We start from the raw sequence: 17,857 nt of genomic DNA, 5'->3' as shown, positions 1-17,857 counted from the left end.
GCGTGGGGGATCAGGACGCCGCCGCGGCCTCGGCTCGCCGCGCTGCCTCGACCAGGGCCGCGCGAAGGGCGTCCGGGCGGGCGTCGGCGATCGGCCGGTCGAACCGGAGGCATTCCGCGGCGAGGGCACCCCACGACCACGAGCCCAGCGACACGCGGGTGCGGCCGTCATCGGTGGCGAGGAGACTGCCGTCCCCCACGTAGGGCGCGAGATCGTCGCGTTCCGCGGCGACCACGATCTCGCCCCGGCAGGGCCAGCGTCCCGTCGCGTCGCCCCCGCGGAACCGCCCCTCGAGGTAGCGCACCGGATCTCCGCCGGGCAGCGCGCGTCGGGGGAACGGGCGGCCGCGATGGGTCTTCAGCGTCATCCGATCGACGCGGTAGATGCGCCAGTCGGCGCGCTCGGGGGTGAAGCCGATGAGGTACCACCGTCCCGAGGACCACACCAGGTGGTGCGGCTCGGTCACTCGCGCAGGCCCCTCCGAGCCGGAGTAGTCGAAGCGCACCTCCTCCGCTGCCTCGATGGCCGCCTCAATCGCGCCGAGCACGGAAGGGTCGACGCCGACCGCACCCGCCGGCGCGATCACCTCGACCGCGAAGCGCTGCGCACGACGCCCCAGCGGCGCCGGCAACAGGCGCGAGAGGACGCTCAGCGCCTCATCGGCGGCGTCGGCGAGGGGACCGCCCGCGGACGCCGCGACCCGCAGCGCGACCGCGACGGCGACGGCCTGATCCGCGTCGAAGGCCACGGGCGGCAGATGCGCCCCCGCGCGCAAGCGGTAGCCGCCCGCGGGCCCGCGCGTCGCATCGATGTCGTACCCGAGTTCGCGGAGGCGGTCGACGTCCCGGCGGATCGTGCGCTCGCTCACGTCGAGACGACCGGCGAGCGCGGCCGCCGACCAGTCGCGGCGGGACTGCAGAACGGTCAGCAGCGACAGCAGCCGCCGCGAGGTCGAGGGAGCGGAGGTCTCCGGCATGGCATCCATTCTGCGTCGCATTGCGGACCATCCCTGTCCGCAATGCGCGGGAGAGTCAGGGCATCCGGAACCTCCCGGCGTCAGACAGGAATCGACATGACCCTCACCACCACCCTCCACGTCAACTTCGACGGCCACGCGGCCGACGCCCTCGCCTTCTACGCGGAGGTGTTCGGCGGCACCGTCACGGCGGTCCCTTACGGCGACACGGCCGAAGTTCCCGAGCAGCGCAAGCAGATCGTGTGGGGCGAGATGGTCGCGCCCAGCGGCGTGCACGTGATGGCGTACGACATCCAGCGCTCGCTCGCCTACGACCGGGGCGCGAACCCCTTCTACCTCGCGCTGCGCGGGTACGACGCCGACGAGGTGCGCGCCGCATGGGAAGGACTGAGCCAGGATGCCGAGATCCTGGCCCCGTTCGGACCGTCGGCGTTCTCGCCGCTGTACGGCAAGCTCGTGGACCGCTTCGGCGTCGTGTGGATCATCGACGTGATCGCCCCCTGGAACGGCTGAGCCATCGCCGGCAGGGCTCGGCAGGACCAGCCCCGCGGCTCGGATGTCGCTGCGTCGGGCACTCTCCGACGCAGCGACACCTGAGCGGCGGCTCGACACCCCGAACGCGACGGATGACGGGTCGGCTCACTCCGCGATCGGCACCGGCACGACGGCATCCGCCGTCGCCCGCAGCGACGGACTCGCGAAGCGCGCCTTCGCGACCACCGCGGCGGCGGCGATCATGAGCGCCGCGCCCAGGACGTACGGTGCCGCGTGGGCGACGTGGGCGTAGAGCAGTCCCGCCATCAGCGGCGCGACCGTCCCGACCGCGGCATTGAGAGATTGCGCGGCACCCGCGATCCAGCCCTGCTCGTCGTCGCCGACGGCGTTGGAGAGCAATCCGTCCATGGTGGCCTGCGCCGCCCCCTGGCCCGCGGCGAGCGTCAGCGCGCCCACGACGAACAGCCACGGTTGCGCCAGGAGCGACGCGACCCCGGCGAGGGCGACGAGTCCGACCGCCTGCGCGACGATCCCGCTGACCACGACGCCGCGCTCGCCGATGCGCGGCAGCAGGAAGCCCAGCAGCACCCCTTGGATCGCGATGTCGATGATGCCGACGCACGCGGTGAGCAGACCGATCGCGGTGGGGCTCCAGGAGATCGCATCGAGGGCGAGCACGCTGAAGTTGTTGACGAAGAAGCCGAACGGAAGGCCCACGAGGATGAGGCCGACCATGAGCCCGCGGAGCTCGGGTCGACGGAAGACGCCGCGGAAGACCGCGAAGGGGTGCACCGCGCGCAGCTCGAGAGAGGCGATCCGCCGGTCGGGGGCGAGGCTCTCGGGCAGCAGGAAGATGCTCAGGATCGCCACCGTCAGCGCGAGACCCGCGGTGACGAACACCGGCAGGTCGACGTCGATCGCGGCGAGGGTGCCGCCGAGGGCGGGCCCGACCATCGTGCCGATGCCGGCCGTCGCCCCGAGGATGCCGAAGCGGCGAGCGCGCTTCTCGGGCGGGGTGATGTCGGCGAGGTAGGCGAAGAGAGCGGGGAGGTCGCCGGCGGTCACGCCCTGCACGATGCGTCCGAGCAGCAATACCCAGAGGGCGCCCCCGATACCGAAGAGCAGGAAGCCGAGGGCTGCTCCGAACCCGGCGACGATGATGACGGGGCGACGCCCGAAGCGGTCGGAGATGCGGCCGAGGAAAGGCGCGACGAGGAACGCGCAGAGCGCATTGACGGTCTCGAGGATGCCGACCCATACGGCGAGATCGGCGGGGTTCGACACGTACCGGAGGACGACGAAGGGCAGTACCGGCAGCACGACGGTCATGCCGGCGGTGGTGAGCGTCGTGATGACGACGAGCATCACCCAGGCGCGGCGGCCGGGGACGGGGGTGGAGGAAAGCGAAGTCACGCCGTAACTGTACTCGTACCAGTTTTATTGTCAATACAGTTATGGACCTATTCCGGTAGACTGCCCGCATGAGCACCGACGTCGGGCGCCGCGAGCGCAAGAAAGCCGCCACCCGCAAGGCCATCTCCGACGCCGCGACCGCGCTCTTCGTGGAGCGGGGGTTCGACGAGGTCAGCATCCGCGAGGTCGCCGACGCCGCAGACGTCTCCCCGACGACCGTGTTCGCGCACTTCCCGCAGAAGGAGGCGCTCGTCTTCGACGAGGACGACGCGCAGCGCGATCTACTCGTCGCCGCCGTGCGCGACCGCACCCCCGGCACCACCGTGTCCGAGGCGCTGCGCGACCTCTACCGCCGCGAGCTCATCGGCCTCGCCTTCGACCCGACCGGCGAGCACCGCCGCCAGTTCATGCAGCTCATCACCGGCACCCCCGCCCTGCGCGACTACGCCTCCCGCATGTGGCTGCGTCACGAGGACGCCCTCGCCGCGGCGATCGCCGCGACGACCGGGCAGAGCGAGCCGGATGCCGAGACCCGCGTCTACGCGAGGATGGTGCTGCAGCTGCAGATCCTCGCGTTCGAGCACGACGACGCCGCGGCGACGATCGAGGCGGGCTTCCACCTCCTGGAGCAGGGCTGGCGCGAGCCGCGCTGACGGTGCACACCCCGGGGAGCACACCCGGGGCCCCCGACCCCGGCGCGCGTCAGGCCTGGGCGGTGCTCCGGCGCACGACCACCGACGGGGGAACCGTCTCGGCGATCGGCTCCCCTCCCTCGATCGCACCGACGAGCGCTGTGACGGCGCGCCGACCGAGGGCGTCGAAGTCTTGGCGCACCGTGGTCAGGGGTGGACGGAACTCGGCGGCATCCGCGATGTCGTCGAAGCCGACGACGGAGACGTCTTCGGGAACGCGCCGCCCCGCATCGGCGAGGGCCCGCAGCGCGCCGAGCGCCATCTGATCGTTGGCGACGAAGATCGCCGTCGCCTCGAGCAGGTGCGACACCGCCCGATGACCGGATGCCGAGGTCCAATCGCCGCGGACCGGCTCGGGGGTGACGAGCCCGGCGTCGGCGAGCGCGAAGCGCCATCCTCGTTCGCGCTCGGCCGCGGCGAACGAACCGCGCGGCCCTCCGAGGTGGTGCACCGTGTCGTGGCCGAGCGCCAGCAGATGCGCGGTGGCGGCGCGGGCGCCGGCGGCGTGGTCGGTCTGCACGATCGAGAAACGCGCGTCGGGCGGCGAATCGACCACGACCACGTGGAGGTCGGCGGGCGGGTCGACGTCGCGGGCGAGCTCGGTCGCCTCGTTCAGTACCACCGCCCCGTCGACGCCCTGCGATCGCAGCCGCGCGAAGGCGTCGCGGATACCGCGCTCGCCCACCGTCACCACGGCCAGCGCATAGTCACGGGCGGCGGCGGCCTCGGAGATGGCCTGGAGCATGCGGGAGTTGCCGACGGATGCGAGGGTCGACACGACGAGACCGATAGTGGAGGTCTGACCCGTGCGCAACGCACGGGCGGCGCGGTGCATGCGGTACCCGAGGTCGGCCATCGCCTTCTCGACGCGGGCACGCGTGGCCGGGTCGACGCGGGGGCTGCCGTTGGCCACGCGCGACACGGTCTGCGCCGAGACTCCGGCCCTCTCGGCCACATCGGCCATGGATACGCGCATCACGCCCCCTCGATGTTGACGATATCACGGCCCGGATGTAGCGTGTTATCGTGAACACGGACAGCCTCACCGCGGAGCCCCTGGGCGCCGGCGTCGTCAAGCGGCCCACCCGCCTCGCCGACGGACGCGAGCTCATCTACTTCGACGACCCCGACACGACGCTCGGCGCCGAGCGCGCGGTCGACGCCCGCACCCTCGACCCGCGGCCGACGACGGCGACCATGCGGCAGGACGTGCTGACCGGTGACTGGATCACCGTGGCATCCAATCGGCAGAATCGGGCGTTCCTGCCCCCCGCCCACCTCGACCCGCTGTCTCCGCAGACGCCGACCAACCCGTCCGAGATCCCCTCGCTCTACGACGTCGCGGTCTTCGAGAACAAGTCGCCCTCGTTCGGCCCGGCGCTCGATGCCGCCATCGGAGACGCCCCCGCCGCCGTCGACCCGCCGCGCGGCGACGACGACCTCGAGCACCTCGGCCTCGGCCGCACGCGCACCTCGGTCGGCCGGTGCGAGGTCGTGTGCTTCAGCCCCGCGCACGAGGGGTCGTTCGGCTCGCTCTCGCGCACCCGCGCCCGCACCGTCATCGAGGCATGGGCGGACCGCACCGCGGCGCTGTCGTCTCTGCCCGGCATCCGTCAGGTGTTCCCGTTCGAGAACCGCGGAGAGCAGATCGGGGTCACGCTCCCCCACCCGCACGGGCAGATCTACGCCTACCCGTACGTGACCCCGCGCACGCACCGCCTGCTCGACACGATCTCGCGCACCTCGATCGACCTGTTCGCGCGCATCCTGGAGTTCGAGCAGGGCGGCGAGCGCGTCGTGCTGCGCGGAGAGCACTGGACCGCGTTCGTCCCCTTCGCCGCGCGCTGGCCCATCGAGGTGCACGTGCTCCCGCACCGCCACGTCGCCGACCTCGCCGAGACGACCGACGCCGAGCGCGACGAGCTCGCCCCGTTCTACCTGCGACTGCTGCGCGGCATCGACGCGCTCTACGACACCCCCACCCCCTACATCGCCGCCTGGCATCAGGCGCCGGTCGGACGGGGCCGGGATGCCGTGCGCCTCAACCTGCAGATCACCTCCCCCCGTCGCGCCGCCGACAAGCTGAAGTACCTCGCCGGATCCGAGGCCGCCATGGGCGCCTGGATCGGCGACGTGACCCCCGAATCGCAGGCCGAGCGCCTGCGCGCCGCCCTCGACACCGTTCCGGAGGTGACGGCATGACCGCCGTCGACGACGCCCGCACCCTTCTCACCACCCTCACCGACGCCCCGGAGGCCGGGGTGTGGTCGGCTCCCGGTCGCGCCAACCTCATCGGCGAGCACACCGACTACAACGAGGGCTTCGTCTTCCCCTTCGCGATCGCGCAGCGCACCGCCGCGGCCGTCGCGGTACGCTCCGACGACGTCATCCGCGTGACCTCGACCTTCGCCCCCGATCCGGTGGAGGTCTCGCTCGCCGACCTCGACGCCCGGATCGCCGCCGGCGGCCTCGACTGGGCAGGCTACCCGCTGGGCGTGGCGTGGGCGCTGCGTCGGGAGGCCCCGGATGCCGTGCCGCGCGGTGTCGACATCGCCCTCGCCTCCGACGTGCCCGTGGGTGCCGGCCTGTCGTCGTCGGCAGCGATCGAGGGGGCCGTGGCATCCGCCCTCAACGATGTGTGGAACGCGGGTCTCGACAAGGTCGCGCTCGCCCGGGTGGGACGCACCGCCGAGAACGACGCCGTCGGCGCCCCCACCGGGATCATGGACCAGATGGCCTCGATGCTCGGCGTCGCCGACGCGGCAACCTTCCTCGACTGCCGCACGCTCGAGACGCGTCCCGTCGCGCTCGGCTTCTCCGACGCGGGCCTGGCGATCCTCGTGGTCGACACGCTCGTCGAGCACGCGCACTCCACGGGGGGCTACCGCGAGCGTCGCGAGGCGTGCGAGCGCGGGGCGGCCGCGTTCGGAGTCGACTCCCTGCGCGATCTCACGGTCGACGACCTGCCCCGCGCGGCGGAGATCCTCGACGACGTCACCTTCCGCCGGGTCCGCCACGTCGTGACCGAGAACCAGCGCGTGCTCGACACCGTCGCCGCCCTCGACGCCGACGGTCCCGCCGCGATCGGCGACCTGCTCGTCGCCTCGCACGCCTCGATGCGGGACGACTTCGAGATCTCGGTGCCCGAGCTCGATCTCGCGGTCGAGACGACGCTCGCTTCGGGTGCGCTCGGCGCGCGGATGACCGGCGGCGGCTTCGGCGGCGCGGCGATCGCACTGATGCCCGTCGGCCTGATCCCGGTGGCGACGGATGCCGTGCGGGCCGCGTTCGCGGCATCCGGGTTCCGCGCCCCGAACGTGTTCACGGTGACCCCCTCGGAGGGTGCGCGCCGCGACGCGTGACGCGCGTCGCGCGGCGTGCTGTCTCGTGCGGTGCCTGGGCGCGGGGCTGCGTCGGCGTCGGTGGCCTCCGAAGTAGACGCTTCAGCGAGGGGGGAAACGCCGTGGCGCGGCGTTCCTCCCTCCGGCGCGCGTTTCCTCGGGGCGCCTGTGGCCGCGTGCCGCCGCCGGGCAGCCGGCCGCCCGGCGGCACCCCGCGCCGCACGGCACCCGTCGAGAAAGGGTCGTTTCCGGAGACCACGTGCCGACCGACGGCGTGCTCCGCGGGGAGGACACCGCGAGGCATCTCGTCGGCGAGCGGGCCGGGCGGCAGGATGGGGGGGGTGGATGCCGCTCCCCTCGTCGTGACGTCGAAAGGCCGTGTGCGCGGGTTCCGGCGAGGCGGCACCGCCGTGTTCCTCGGCATCCCGTTCGCGCAGGCTCCCGTGAAGGCGTTGCGCTTCGCCGCCCCCGTCGCCGTCGATCCCTGGGAGGGCGAACGCGACGCCACCGCCTACGGAGCGACCGCGCAGCGGGGCGACACGGGCATCACCCTCATCCCCGAGCCGAGCGTGCCGGGCGAGTCCACGCTGAACGTCAACGTCTTCGCCCCGTTCGAGGCGACCCCGGATACCGCCCTCCCGGTGCTCGTGTGGATCCACGGCGGCGGTTTCGTCTCGGGGTCGCCTGCGAGCCGGTGGTACGACGGCGACGCGTTCGCGCGCGACGGCGTCGTCACGGTGGTCGTGTCGTACCGGCTCGGTTTCGACGGATTCGGGCACATCGAGCGCGCGCCCGCGAATCGCGGGCTGCGCGATCAGATCGCCGCCCTCGAATGGGTGCGCGACGAGATCCGCGCGTTCGGCGGCGATCCCGCCCGCGTGACCGTCGCCGGGCAGTCGGCGGGCGGCGGTTCGGTGCTGGCCCTGCTCGCGAGCCCCGCGGCATCCGGTCTGTTCGCCGGAGCGATGGCCCTCTCCCCCGCCCTGGGCGCCGTGGCCGCGCCCGCTGCCCGCCGCTTCGCCGAGCGGCTCGCGACCCTCGCCGGGGTGCGGCCCGATCGGGAGGGCCTCGCCGCGCTGCCCGAGGAGCTGTTGCTCGACCTGCAGCGACAGGCGCAGAAGCCCGAACGGCGGTTCTCGCGGGCGGGGCTGACGGCGCTGCTCGACGACGGGCTGCCGCTCGGACCCGTCGTCGACGGCGACCTGCTGCCCCGTTCGCCGCTCGACGCCCTCGCGGGGGGAGCGTCGGCCGGGATCCCCCTCGTGGTCGGCGCCACCGACGACGAGTTCACCATGCTCACCGCCCGCGCCCGCGGCGTGCTCGCTCTCGCGCCGGTGCCGCTCGTCCTCGCCGCGGTCGGTCTCGGGCGCTCGCGTCGGCGCGCCTACCTCGCGCGCTCACGGCGGCGCGGGGGCGCCGCGCGCCTCGGCGGCTACCTCTCGGACCGCGTCATCCGTTCGGTGGTGCTGCGCGCCGCGCGCGCTCGCGCGGGTGGCCCGGATGGCGCGGCGACCTGGGTGTACCGCTTCGCGTGGCCCTCGCCCTCGATCGGCTTCTCCTGCCACTGCCTCGATGTGCCGTTCTGGTTCGACCACCTCGACGCCGAGGGCGTGTCCGCCATCGCGGGCGACGCCCCTCCTCGCGACCTGGCGGCGCAGCTGCACGGTGCGGCGGTCGCCTTCGTGCGGCACGGCGACCCCGGTTGGCCCGCCTGGGATGCCACCGCCCGTCGGGCACGGGTGTTCGGCGCCCCGGCATCCACCGCCACGGTCGACCCCGACGCCTACCTGGACGTGGCCCCGCTGGTCTGACCCGCCGTCCCCGCGTGAGTCGCCAGGATTCGTCGCCTCCCGGGCGGTCGAGGCGACGCATCTCGGCGACTCACGCCCTCTGCCGCCGGGTCAGAGGTGCGGGATCACCTCGCGCTCGAACAGCGAGATGCCGGAGGTGTCGTACGCGGCCTCGGGGAAGTAGTGGATCGCGTAGCCGAGGCCGTGGTCGGCGCGCTCGCGCAGGCGCTCAACGATCTGCTCCGGAGTGCCGAAACCGTCGGAGGAGCGGTAGTCGGCCTCGATGGCATCCGCCCGCTCGTCCCCCACGTGCGGGCGCAGACGCGCCACGACCGCGGCCAGGCGCTCGTCGGCCTCGGCCTCGGTCTCGGCGACGATCGTGTTGAAGTTCGTCGAGCGCGTGATCTCGCCCGCATCGCGACCGAGGGTCTCGCAGTGTCCGCTCAGCACCTCGGACTTGTGGTCGAACTCCTCGAGAGAGCCGCCGAAGTTCGTGTACGAGGCGTACTTCGCCGCGATCTTGAGGGTGACCTTCTCGCCGCCGCCGGCGATCCACAGCGGGATGCCGCCGGGCTGCAGCGGCTTCGGCTGCACGATCGCGCCGTCGACCTCGTAGTACTTCCCCGACAGGGTGGCTTCCCCGGTCGTCCACGCCTGATGCATGATCTCGACGCCCTCGCGGAGGCGCCCGAGACGCTCGGCGATCGGCGGGAAGCCGTAGCCGTACGCCTTCCACTCGTGCTCGTACCAGCCACCGCCGATACCCATCTCGGCGCGGCCTCCCGAGATCGCGTCGACGGTCGCCGCGACCTTCGCGAGGTAGGCCGGGTTGCGGTAGCCCATGCACGTGCACATCTGGCCGAGGCGCACGCGGTCGGTCGCCGCGGCGAAGGCGGCCATGAGCGTCCACGCCTCGTGCGTGGCCTCGGCGCTGGGGACGGGCGTGGTGTGGAAGTGGTCGTAGACCCACAGCGAGGCCCACGGGCCGTCGTCGGCGCTCTGGGCGAGGGCGTTCATGACGCGCCAGTGGTCGGAGGGATCGATGCCGACGAGGTCGAAACGCCAGCCCTGGGGGACGAAGATGCCGAATTCCATGCGCTCACCCTAGGCGCGGGCGGCGACGTCGGGGGCGGCCGAGCCGGAACCCGGCGTGGCGGGCCGCGATGCGCGGGACTGCCGGGGCGTGCGACGAGCGGAGGGCTTCGACGAGGCCGCGGCGCGTCAGCCCGAGGGTCCGGCGCGTCAGCCCGCGAACGGCTCCAGGCGCGTGTGCATGACGGACACGGCATCCGCGTTGTCGTCGATGAGCACGGCGTCACGACCGAGCGGAGCCGCGACCGCCCCGAGCGTGCCACTGCCGGCGAACATGTCGAGCACGCGGTCGCCGGGGCGGCTCGACGCCTGGACCATGCGCCGCAGCACGCCCTCGGGCTTCTGCGTGGGGTATCCCGTCTTCTCGCGGCCCGTGGTCGGCACAATCGTGTGCCACCAGACGTCGGTGGGCATCTTGCCGCGGGCGGCCTTCTCGGCGGTCACGAGGCCCGGGGCCATGTACGGCTCGCGGTCCACGGCATCCGAATCGAAGAAGTAGGTCGCGGGGTTCTTCACGTAGACGAGGATCGTCTCGTGCTTCGTGGGCCAGCGGCGCTTGGTCTTCGCGCCGTAGTCGTACGCCCAGATGAGCTCGTTGAGGAACTTGTCGCGCCCGAACAGCGCGTCGCACATCACCTTCGCGTAGTGCACCTCGCGGTAGTCGAGGTGCAGGTACAGCGTGCCGTCGTCGGCGAGCAGGCGCCACGCCTCGATGAGCCGCGGCTCGAGGAAGCCCCAGTAGTCGTCGAAGCGGTCGTCGTAGGTGCGCAGGTCACCGCGCAGGCGCGCGTACTCACGCCCGTGGAAGCCGCGCTGCACCACCGGCGGCGGGGGCGGTTCGTCTTCGGGGAACGTCAGCATGTTCGGATCGTCGACGGATGCCGCGGGCTCCGGCTCGGCGGCATCCTGAGGCTCTTCGACCGGCGCCGTCCAGGTCGCCGACTCGACCGCCTTCGAGCGGGTACGCCCCGTGTTGAAAGGAGGGTCGAGGTAGACGAGGGCGAACGAGCCGTCGGTGTAGGCCGGAGTGACGGTCAGGTTGTCGGCGTGGTGGATCTCGACGCGGCCGGGTTCGGGGGCGTCAGGCAGGGCGTCGATGCTCACGGGACGCGCTGCAGCCACGCGTCGGTGGCGAACTTCGTCTCGACCAGGGCCTCGGCCTCGGCGTACTCCTCGTCGGTGATGCGTCCCTCGGTCGCGCCGTAGAGCGTCGTGAAGGTCTGGATGAAGCGGTCGATGACCTGATCCCGCGGCAGGCCGGTCTGACTGCGCAGGGGGTCGACGCGCTTGGCCGCCGACACGGTGCCCTTGTCGCTGAGCTTCTCGCGGCCGATGCGCAGCACCTCGGTGAGCACCTGGCCGTCCATGTCGTAGCTGAGCGTCGCGTGGTGCAGCACGCCGCCGTTGGCGAGGCGCTTCTGCGCGGCGCCGCCGATCTTGCCGTGGGGACCGGCGATGTCGTTCAGCGGCTGGTACACCGCGTCGATGCCGAGCGAACGCAGCGCCTGCAGCACCCAGTCGTCGAGGAAGGCGTACGAGTCGGCGAAGGTCATGCCGGCCACGAGGGATGCCGGGACGTACAGCGAGTACGTCACGATCGAGTTCGCGGCCATGAGCATCGCTCCGCCGCCCGAGATGCGGCGCACGACGTCGAAGCCGTGCTTCTCGGCGCCCTCGGGGTCGACCTCGTTGCGCAGCGACTGGAACGAGCCGATCACGACGGCGTTCTCGTTCCACTCCCACAGGCGCAGCGTGGGCTTGCGGAGCCCCGCGCCCACGCGGGCGGTCAGCACCTCGTCGAGCGCGAGGTTCATGCGCGGCGACACCGGAGCGTCGTGCACGACCTCCCACTCGAAGTCGGCCCAGCCGGGAGCCGTCACGAGCGCGCGGCGGATGGCCGTGGCGACCGACTCGGGCGTGAAGCCGAGCAGCTGCGCACCCTCGGGCAGGGCGGCGCGGATGGCCGCCGCGATCGTGGGCACGTCGGACTCGACGGGCAGGCCGTTCACGGCCGCGTCGATGTCGTCCAGGGCGTCGTCGGGCTCGAGGAAGAAGTCGCCCGCAAGGTGGAAGCCGTGGATGCGGCCCTCGCGCTCCTCGAGGTCGACGACGACCAGCTTTCCCCCCGGGACCTTGTACTCGCCGTGCATGCGTCCAGCCTACGACCGCACCGGCTCACCCCGATCGTGCACGTGCTCGGCGCCGGGCCGGACGACGGGGACGGATGCCGTGTCGTCGGACGACGACCGCCGGGCCGACCGCCCGCCGGGCCACCAGTTCGCGCGACCGAGGAGGGTCATGAGAGCCGGAAGCAGCAGCCCGCGTACGAGTGTGACGTCGAGGATCGCGGCCACCACCATCCCGATGCCGATCTCCTTCATCGCCACGAGCCCGCCGAAGGCGAAGCCGAGGAACACGATGCAGATCGCCGCAGCAGCGAGGGTCACGACCGGCCCGGTGCGGCCGATGCCGTGGCGGACGGCCTCGGCGTTGGCGACGCGGGGGTCGGCGGCGCGATCCCGCGAGCGCCAGCGTTCGGTGATGCGCGCGAGCAGGAACACCTCGTAGTCCATGGTCAGACCGAACGCCAGCAGACCGATGAGCAGAGGGGTCGTGACATCGAGCGTGCCGGTGGGCGCGAAGCCGAGTACCGGTGCGCCCCAGCCCCAGCCGAAGACAGCGGTCAAGACCCCGAGGGTCGAGGCCACGGTGAGCGCGGCGAGCACGAGCGCCTTCACCGGGATCACCACCGACCGGGTGAGCGCGAACAGCAGCCCGAAGCTCGCCGCGGCGACGACGAGGGCGGCCCACGGCAGCCGATCGAGGAGGTGGTCGCGGGAGTCGATCAACGCCGCGGCGGGGCCGGTCACGGCGAGCGGCACCGCGGCATCGATCGCCCGCACGGCCTCGACGAGGCGCTGCGCGGCGGGTCCTGTCGCGGTGTCGCCGACGGGGGTGAATGCGACCGCCGTCACCTCCGCGGGCAGGCCCTGCACCAGGTCGGCGTCGGCGACCTCGGGCAAGGCGGCGATCTGGTCGAGGACACCCGTGACCTCGGCCTGCTGCACCGCCCCCTCGAGCACCACCGTGACGGGCTCGACGCCGATCCCGGTGAACCCGGTCGTGCTGGCCTCGTACGCGCGGCGCTCTTCGGCGGAGGCGGGGAGGGAGCGGATGTCGGAGTCGTCGAGGGAGAGGGATGCCACGGGCGCGGCGAGCGCGAGGAGGATCGCTGTCGCGGCCAGGGCGACGACCGTCGGGCGGCGTTGCGCCAGCGCGGTCGATCGTGCGAGCAGGCTCGCGCGCGGTGCGCGCGGTCGACGGGCCCACGGGCGTGCCCAGGTGCGCTGCCCCGCCGCGGGGAGCGCCCGGAGCGCGAGTGAAAGGCAGGCGGGGACGAGGGTGAGTCCCGCGAGGGTCGCGAACCCGACGACCACCGCGCCACCGAGGGCCATGCCGGAGAGCAGGGGGTCACCGAGCACGAGGATGCCGATGAGGGCGATGCCCACCGCGAGCCCCGAGACGAGCACGGCCCGTCCCGCGCCGGCGAGGGTGCGGCCGACGAGATCGTCGACCGCGGCATCCGGGTTTCCCGCGCGCTCATCGCGCAGACGGAGAACGATGAGGAGGCTGTAGTCCACCGCGAGCCCGAGCCCGAGGATCGTGACGACGTTGACCGCGAACTCGTTCACATCGGTGACGCGGGCGACACCGCCGAGGACCGCGAGGGTCGGCGCGATCGCGGCGAGAGCGGCGACCACGGGGACGAGGGCGATGCGGATCGAGCCGAGCGCGACCGTGAGCAGGACGATGAGGAGGATGACCGCGATGCCCTCGCCGAGGGCGGCGTCGGTGGTGGCGCGGTCGACGAACGCCTGCTCCGCCAGCAGCGGGCCTCCCACGAGCACCTCGGGTACGGCGATCGCATGCAGGAGAGCAGAGACCTCGGATGCCGTGGCGACCGCCGCCTCCCCGGTGAGAGCGCGATCGAGCTCGACCACGATCAGCGACGAGCGGCCGTCGTCGCCGATGGCGCCGCCCGCTGTGTAGGCGTCGGTCACGTCGACGACGCCGGGGACGGCGCGGATCGCTCCCACGACCGCGGTCGCGCTGTCGCGCACCGTCGGGGAGAAGAAGTCCTCTCCGCGCAGGACGGCGGTGACGAGTTCACCCTCGGGGTCGAGGGCGTCGAGACGCTCGCTCGCGCGGAGCGATTCGCTTCCCGCGGGGGCGTCGGCGACCGAGACGGTGCGGTCGAACACATCGCCGGCCAGCGTCGCGCCCATGACGACCAGAAGGGCCCACGCGGCGACGACGAGGAGGCGATGGCGGCTGACGCGGCGGCCGAGGCGGGAGAGCATCACTCTGCTTTCGGGAGAAGGGGGAGCGCCCTCGGTGGCGGACACGGAGTCCGCCACCGAGGGTGCCGGGGGGATCAGCCGCAGCTCTTGGCCGCGAAGGCGGCCGTCGCCGAGCCGATGCGACCGTCGCCGGTCGCGCTGACGGTCGTCTCTCCGGCGGGGACCGCGGCCAGACGCGTCGTGAAGGTGTGGAACACCGTCGCCCCGGGCTGCACGCCCGTCACGACCTTCTCGCCCCACGCCGTCTTCAGCGTCACGTCGACAGGCACCGTGTCGGTGTTCGTCGCGCGAGCGGTGACCGACGCCTTCTTGGCGACGCACTTGACCTCGGCCGACGCCGTCACCGCGAGGGGCGCCGGCTCGTCGATGTCCTTCACCCGGACGTTGCGGTAGGACACCGCTTCGCCCCCGCCGTGGTTCTGCAGGCCGACGAAGCCCTGCGACAGATCGCGAGCGGGATCCGTGCTGGTGAAGTCGTTCACGAGCGTGCCGTTGAGGAAGATCTGGATGTTCTTCCCCTTCACGACGATCTCGTACGCGTTCCACTGACCGACCGGCTTGAGCGAGGCCTCGACGGCCGCGGCATCCGCACCCTGGAAGGTGTAGATCGCGCCGGTGGTGCGGTCGGCGGCGTCGGTCGCGTCGATCTGGATCTCGTAGCCCTGGTTGACCGCGACCCACGGGTCGTTCTTCGGGTCGGGGAACCCGACGAAGACGCCGCCGTTGTGGTCGGCGATGAGCTTCCAGTCGAGCTTCAGGCTGTACTCCGTCAGCTTCTCGGCTGTGTACCAGAGCAGGCCCAGACCGCCCTGACCGCGGATGCTGCAGTCGTCCTGGCGCCCGAATCCGCCCGGGCCGGCCATGCGCCACCCGGCTTCGAGGCTGGCGAGGGTGCCGTCGAAGAGCGAGCGGTAGCCGTCCTCCACCTGTGCCGGAGCGCAGCGGTCGATGGTGCCGATCGAGAGCACGTCGACGTTGATGTTGCCCTTGTTGCCTGTGTCGAACCTCAGCGCGATGGTGTTCGCGCCGGCCACGAGGGGCATGTCGCGCGTGGCAGTCGCCCACGTCTTCCAGTCACCCGTCGAGGGGAAGTCCCATTTGCCGAGGTTCTGGCCGTTGACGTAGAGGTTCACGTCCTTCGTCCCCGGCGCCGGGTTCGGGCCGTTGGAGTAGCGGACGTTGACGGGAACGGTGCCCGCGGTCTCGGCGGAGACCGTGAACTCGAACGCGGAACCCGCCTGCCACATGCCGCCCGCGAAACCCGCCCCCGAGTAGCCGCTGTGCTCGTTGTCGAACTTGGCGCCGCCGATCAGACGCGCCTCCTCGGCTTCGTACCAGCCCTCATCGGCGGGAGAGACGTAGCCCGGCAGCGAGTTCACCGTGTACCAGGCCTCGGTGCTCCAGAGTTTCTGGCCGTCCTCGGCGGCGAAAGGCTGCGGCGAGCGCACGTGCACGACGCGTCCCTCCTTGAGCCCGTCGAACGAAAGCGTCACCGTCTTCCGGTCTTCGGATGCCCTGGCACCGGTGAGCGAGAGGATCTCCTCATCGATCTTGGGGCCGCCGTAGGTCGAAGTGGGCAGGTAGCGCCACTGCTCGGCCGTGTACGCGGAGGCGAGGTTCGCGACCGTCTCGTCGGAGAGGGGCTGGGTGTACTCGATCTCGAACCCGCCCTCGACGACCTTCATGGACGTCATGTCGAAGGTGCTGCGCTGTGCCTTCGGGACGAGCTTCTGCAGCCCGTAGGTGAGCTTGCCCGCCTCGCCCCAGTTGCCGCCCTCACCGGTTCCGCCGATGTACAGCGACTTGTCCGGGCCCTCGATGACGCGGTTGACGCCCACCTCGAAGCCCGCGGAGTGGCGGAACACCGCGCCTTGGAACTCTCCGTCGACCTTCTCGAGGAAGGCGCGCTGCAGACCACCGTAGGTCACATCGCCGAACATCATCTGACCCGCGAAGGGCCCGTCCTTCAGCATGATGGGCGTGCTGGGCGAGTTGCCGATCTCGTTCTGCGGGATCCACACCACGGGAGGGGTCACGGGGTTCTGATCGAAGGGGCCCGCGGGGTTCGTGTAGTGGTTGAAGAAGCGGTCCTGCTTGATGTTGACGAGCTTGTTCGCGGGGAGCCAGGCGCCCTGATTGTCCATTGCGAAGAGCTCACCCTCGGGACCGAAGGCCACGCCGTTCGGGGTGCGCAGACCGCCCGCGACATAGCTGATGGCGCCGGTGGCCCTATCGATCTTCACCGAGGTGCCGCGGTTCCTCGCCGGCTGCGGATCGGTCGTGGCGCCGCCGTTGTCGATCGCGACGGAGAGGTTGACGTAGAAGTTCTGCTCGTCGTGGATCAGGCCGAAGGCGAACTCGTGAAAGTTGTTGCCCGAGGGGTATTCGGCGACCTTCCGCTTCGTCTCGTAGGAGCCGTCGCCGTCGCCGTCGCTGAGTTCGGAGAGCTGGTAGCGCTCGGACACGTAGATCTTGTCGTCGATCACGTCGATGCCCATGGGGTTGAGCAGGCCGTCGGCCGCCTCGACGACCGTGACGTCCTCGGGACCGTCGGCTTGCTGCGCGCCCTTGAGCACGTAGACCTTGCCGGGGGTCGAGGTGTCCCAGCCCCCGGAGTTGACGGATCCGGTGGTCAGCACCGCGAGGTCGCCGTCACCGAGGAACGCCAGACCGGAGACCTTCGGGGTGAATCCCTCGGGCCGCAGGTCGACGAGCGTGTAATCGGGATTGACCGCGTCGAGGCGCAGGCCGTCGCCCGCGGAATCGCTGCTGCCTTCGCAATACTTGGTGCCGGGGGCCGTCACGCGCACGACGCCGGCTTCGGTGCTGAGCACGCTCTCGGGGACGACGGTGAAGGCCGTGTCTCCGGGCGTCTTCCACTCGAGCGTGAGCTGCTGACCGTTGGTCGCCTCGAACATCTCCACGAAGAGGTCGTGCACGCCCACGTCGAGTGTCGCGGTCGCCTCCACCGACTCGGCGCCGTGCAAGCCGTCGTTGTCGATGAGCAGGGTTCCGTCGAGCGTGAGGCGCGAGCCGTCGTCGCTCGTGAGGCGGAAGGTGTAGTCACCCGGCCGATCGACCGTGAGATTGGCCAACGCGTGGGTGATGAAGTTGTCCGCAGCGCCGAACTGCTCGTCGGTGAGCCAGTCGATCGACGACATCTTCTTGTCGACGTTGGGGGTCTGGCCCGACTTGAGCGTGCAGAGCTCGCCCAGCGGCGGGGTGATGTAGGTGCGCAGGGTGACACCCGGTTCTTGCAGAGGGAGGTCCGCCGGCGTGTTGACGGCGGGGGCGACGGCGGCACTGGCGGGCAGGATCGCTCCTGTTGCCACGAGTGCTCCGCCCAGGAGACCGGCCGCGAGGGTCCTCGCGACGCGGGTGCTGCGCCGGCGGGGGCCGGTCGATACAGCGGGTACGGGCATCATTGCTCCTTCGGATCGTCGTCGGAGGGCGACGACGACCGCTCAGATCGCACGGGTCATCCTCGACGGTGGTCATCGTAGGAGCCTTATGCCGGCACGTCTACAAAACTTGACAGATTGGTGTTCTGAAATGCTGACAGGTTTCCCGACAGCGCAACCCGGGGCGTATTGATCAGGACGCATCGGAGGATAATCTCGCGAGAATCCGCGCCTTCGCAGTCCTCCTGAGATTGTTCTCTCGCTCGGCACCTTTTGCTTGACGCTGACAGAAGAGC

13 protein-coding genes are annotated in these 17,857 nt (G+C 71.5%); 5 read left to right on the top strand and 8 right to left on the bottom strand.

Annotated elements, in window-relative coordinates; translation table 11 throughout:
• Positions 1-10 precede the first annotated feature (10 nt).
• Positions 11-976 carry a helix-turn-helix transcriptional regulator gene (locus tag RWH45_RS08670; RefSeq protein ID WP_315994472.1) on the bottom strand — a complete coding sequence of 322 codons (966 nt, stop codon included), beginning with the start codon at positions 974-976 and terminating at the stop codon, positions 11-13.
• A 96-nt stretch (positions 977-1,072) separates the two neighbouring features.
• Between RWH45_RS08670 and RWH45_RS08665 the strand changes: the two genes are divergently transcribed.
• Positions 1,073-1,489, top strand: a complete 417-nt coding sequence (locus RWH45_RS08665) for a VOC family protein (protein ID WP_315994471.1) — start codon at positions 1,073-1,075, stop codon at positions 1,487-1,489.
• A gap of 126 nt (positions 1,490-1,615) precedes the next feature.
• Here the strand turns inward: RWH45_RS08665 and RWH45_RS08660 are convergent, their stop codons facing one another.
• The gene (locus RWH45_RS08660) at positions 1,616-2,884 is read right to left on the bottom strand and encodes an MFS transporter (protein ID WP_315994470.1); all 1,269 of its coding nucleotides are present in this window, start codon (positions 2,882-2,884) and stop codon (positions 1,616-1,618) included.
• Between the two features lie 68 nt (positions 2,885-2,952).
• Between RWH45_RS08660 and RWH45_RS08655 the strand changes: the two genes are divergently transcribed.
• The gene (locus RWH45_RS08655) at positions 2,953-3,537 is read left to right on the top strand and encodes a TetR/AcrR family transcriptional regulator (protein ID WP_315994469.1); all 585 of its coding nucleotides are present in this window, start codon (positions 2,953-2,955) and stop codon (positions 3,535-3,537) included.
• Positions 3,538-3,586: 49 nt separating this feature from the next.
• On the opposite strand, the gene RWH45_RS08650 is transcribed toward RWH45_RS08655, so the two are convergent.
• Positions 3,587-4,552 carry a LacI family DNA-binding transcriptional regulator gene (locus tag RWH45_RS08650; protein WP_315994607.1) on the bottom strand — a complete coding sequence of 322 codons (966 nt, stop codon included), beginning with the start codon at positions 4,550-4,552 and terminating at the stop codon, positions 3,587-3,589.
• Positions 4,553-4,602: 50 nt separating this feature from the next.
• Between RWH45_RS08650 and galT the strand changes: the two genes are divergently transcribed.
• The 3 genes from galT to RWH45_RS08635 all read left to right on the top strand — a co-directional run bounded on the left by galT (position 4,603) and on the right by RWH45_RS08635 (position 8,728).
• Complete coding sequence (galT, locus tag RWH45_RS08645; protein WP_315994468.1) at positions 4,603-5,778, top strand: galactose-1-phosphate uridylyltransferase; 1,176 nt, start codon at positions 4,603-4,605, stop codon at positions 5,776-5,778.
• On the top strand, positions 5,775-6,938 hold the full coding sequence (galK, locus tag RWH45_RS08640) for a galactokinase (RefSeq protein WP_315994467.1): 1,164 nt from the start codon (positions 5,775-5,777) through the stop codon (positions 6,936-6,938). The genes galT and galK overlap by 4 nt, the downstream gene beginning before the upstream one ends.
• Positions 6,939-7,258: 320 nt before the next feature.
• Entirely contained in the window at positions 7,259-8,728 is a 1,470-nt protein-coding gene (locus RWH45_RS08635) for a carboxylesterase/lipase family protein (protein ID WP_315994466.1), read from the top strand.
• Positions 8,729-8,818: 90 nt separating this feature from the next.
• On the opposite strand, the gene RWH45_RS08630 is transcribed toward RWH45_RS08635, so the two are convergent.
• The 5 genes from RWH45_RS08630 to RWH45_RS08610 form a co-directional block, all read right to left on the bottom strand.
• Positions 8,819-9,802 (bottom strand): LLM class F420-dependent oxidoreductase, encoded by a 984-nt coding sequence (locus RWH45_RS08630; protein ID WP_315994465.1) that lies wholly within the window; start codon positions 9,800-9,802, stop codon positions 8,819-8,821.
• 147 nt (positions 9,803-9,949) lie between these two features.
• Complete coding sequence (locus tag RWH45_RS08625) at positions 9,950-10,903, bottom strand: DNA-methyltransferase (protein WP_315994464.1); 954 nt, start codon at positions 10,901-10,903, stop codon at positions 9,950-9,952.
• The gene (gene lplAB, locus RWH45_RS08620; protein ID WP_315994463.1) at positions 10,900-11,949 is read right to left on the bottom strand and encodes a lipoate-protein ligase LplAB; all 1,050 of its coding nucleotides are present in this window, start codon (positions 11,947-11,949) and stop codon (positions 10,900-10,902) included. The genes RWH45_RS08625 and lplAB overlap by 4 nt, the downstream gene beginning before the upstream one ends.
• A gap of 9 nt (positions 11,950-11,958) precedes the next feature.
• Positions 11,959-14,160, bottom strand: a complete 2,202-nt coding sequence (locus RWH45_RS08615; protein WP_315994462.1) for an MMPL family transporter — start codon at positions 14,158-14,160, stop codon at positions 11,959-11,961.
• A gap of 74 nt (positions 14,161-14,234) precedes the next feature.
• Positions 14,235-17,582: a 3-keto-alpha-glucoside-1,2-lyase-like domain-containing protein gene (locus RWH45_RS08610; protein WP_315994461.1), complete on the bottom strand. Its 3,348-nt coding sequence runs from the start codon at positions 17,580-17,582 to the stop codon at positions 14,235-14,237.
• Between the last annotated feature and the right edge of the window lie 275 nt (positions 17,583-17,857).

The organism is Microbacterium galbum (assembly GCF_032464915.1).
GTDB lineage: Bacteria > Actinomycetota > Actinomycetes > Actinomycetales > Microbacteriaceae > Microbacterium > Microbacterium galbum.
This window is presented reverse-complemented; position numbering and strand designations above follow the sequence as displayed.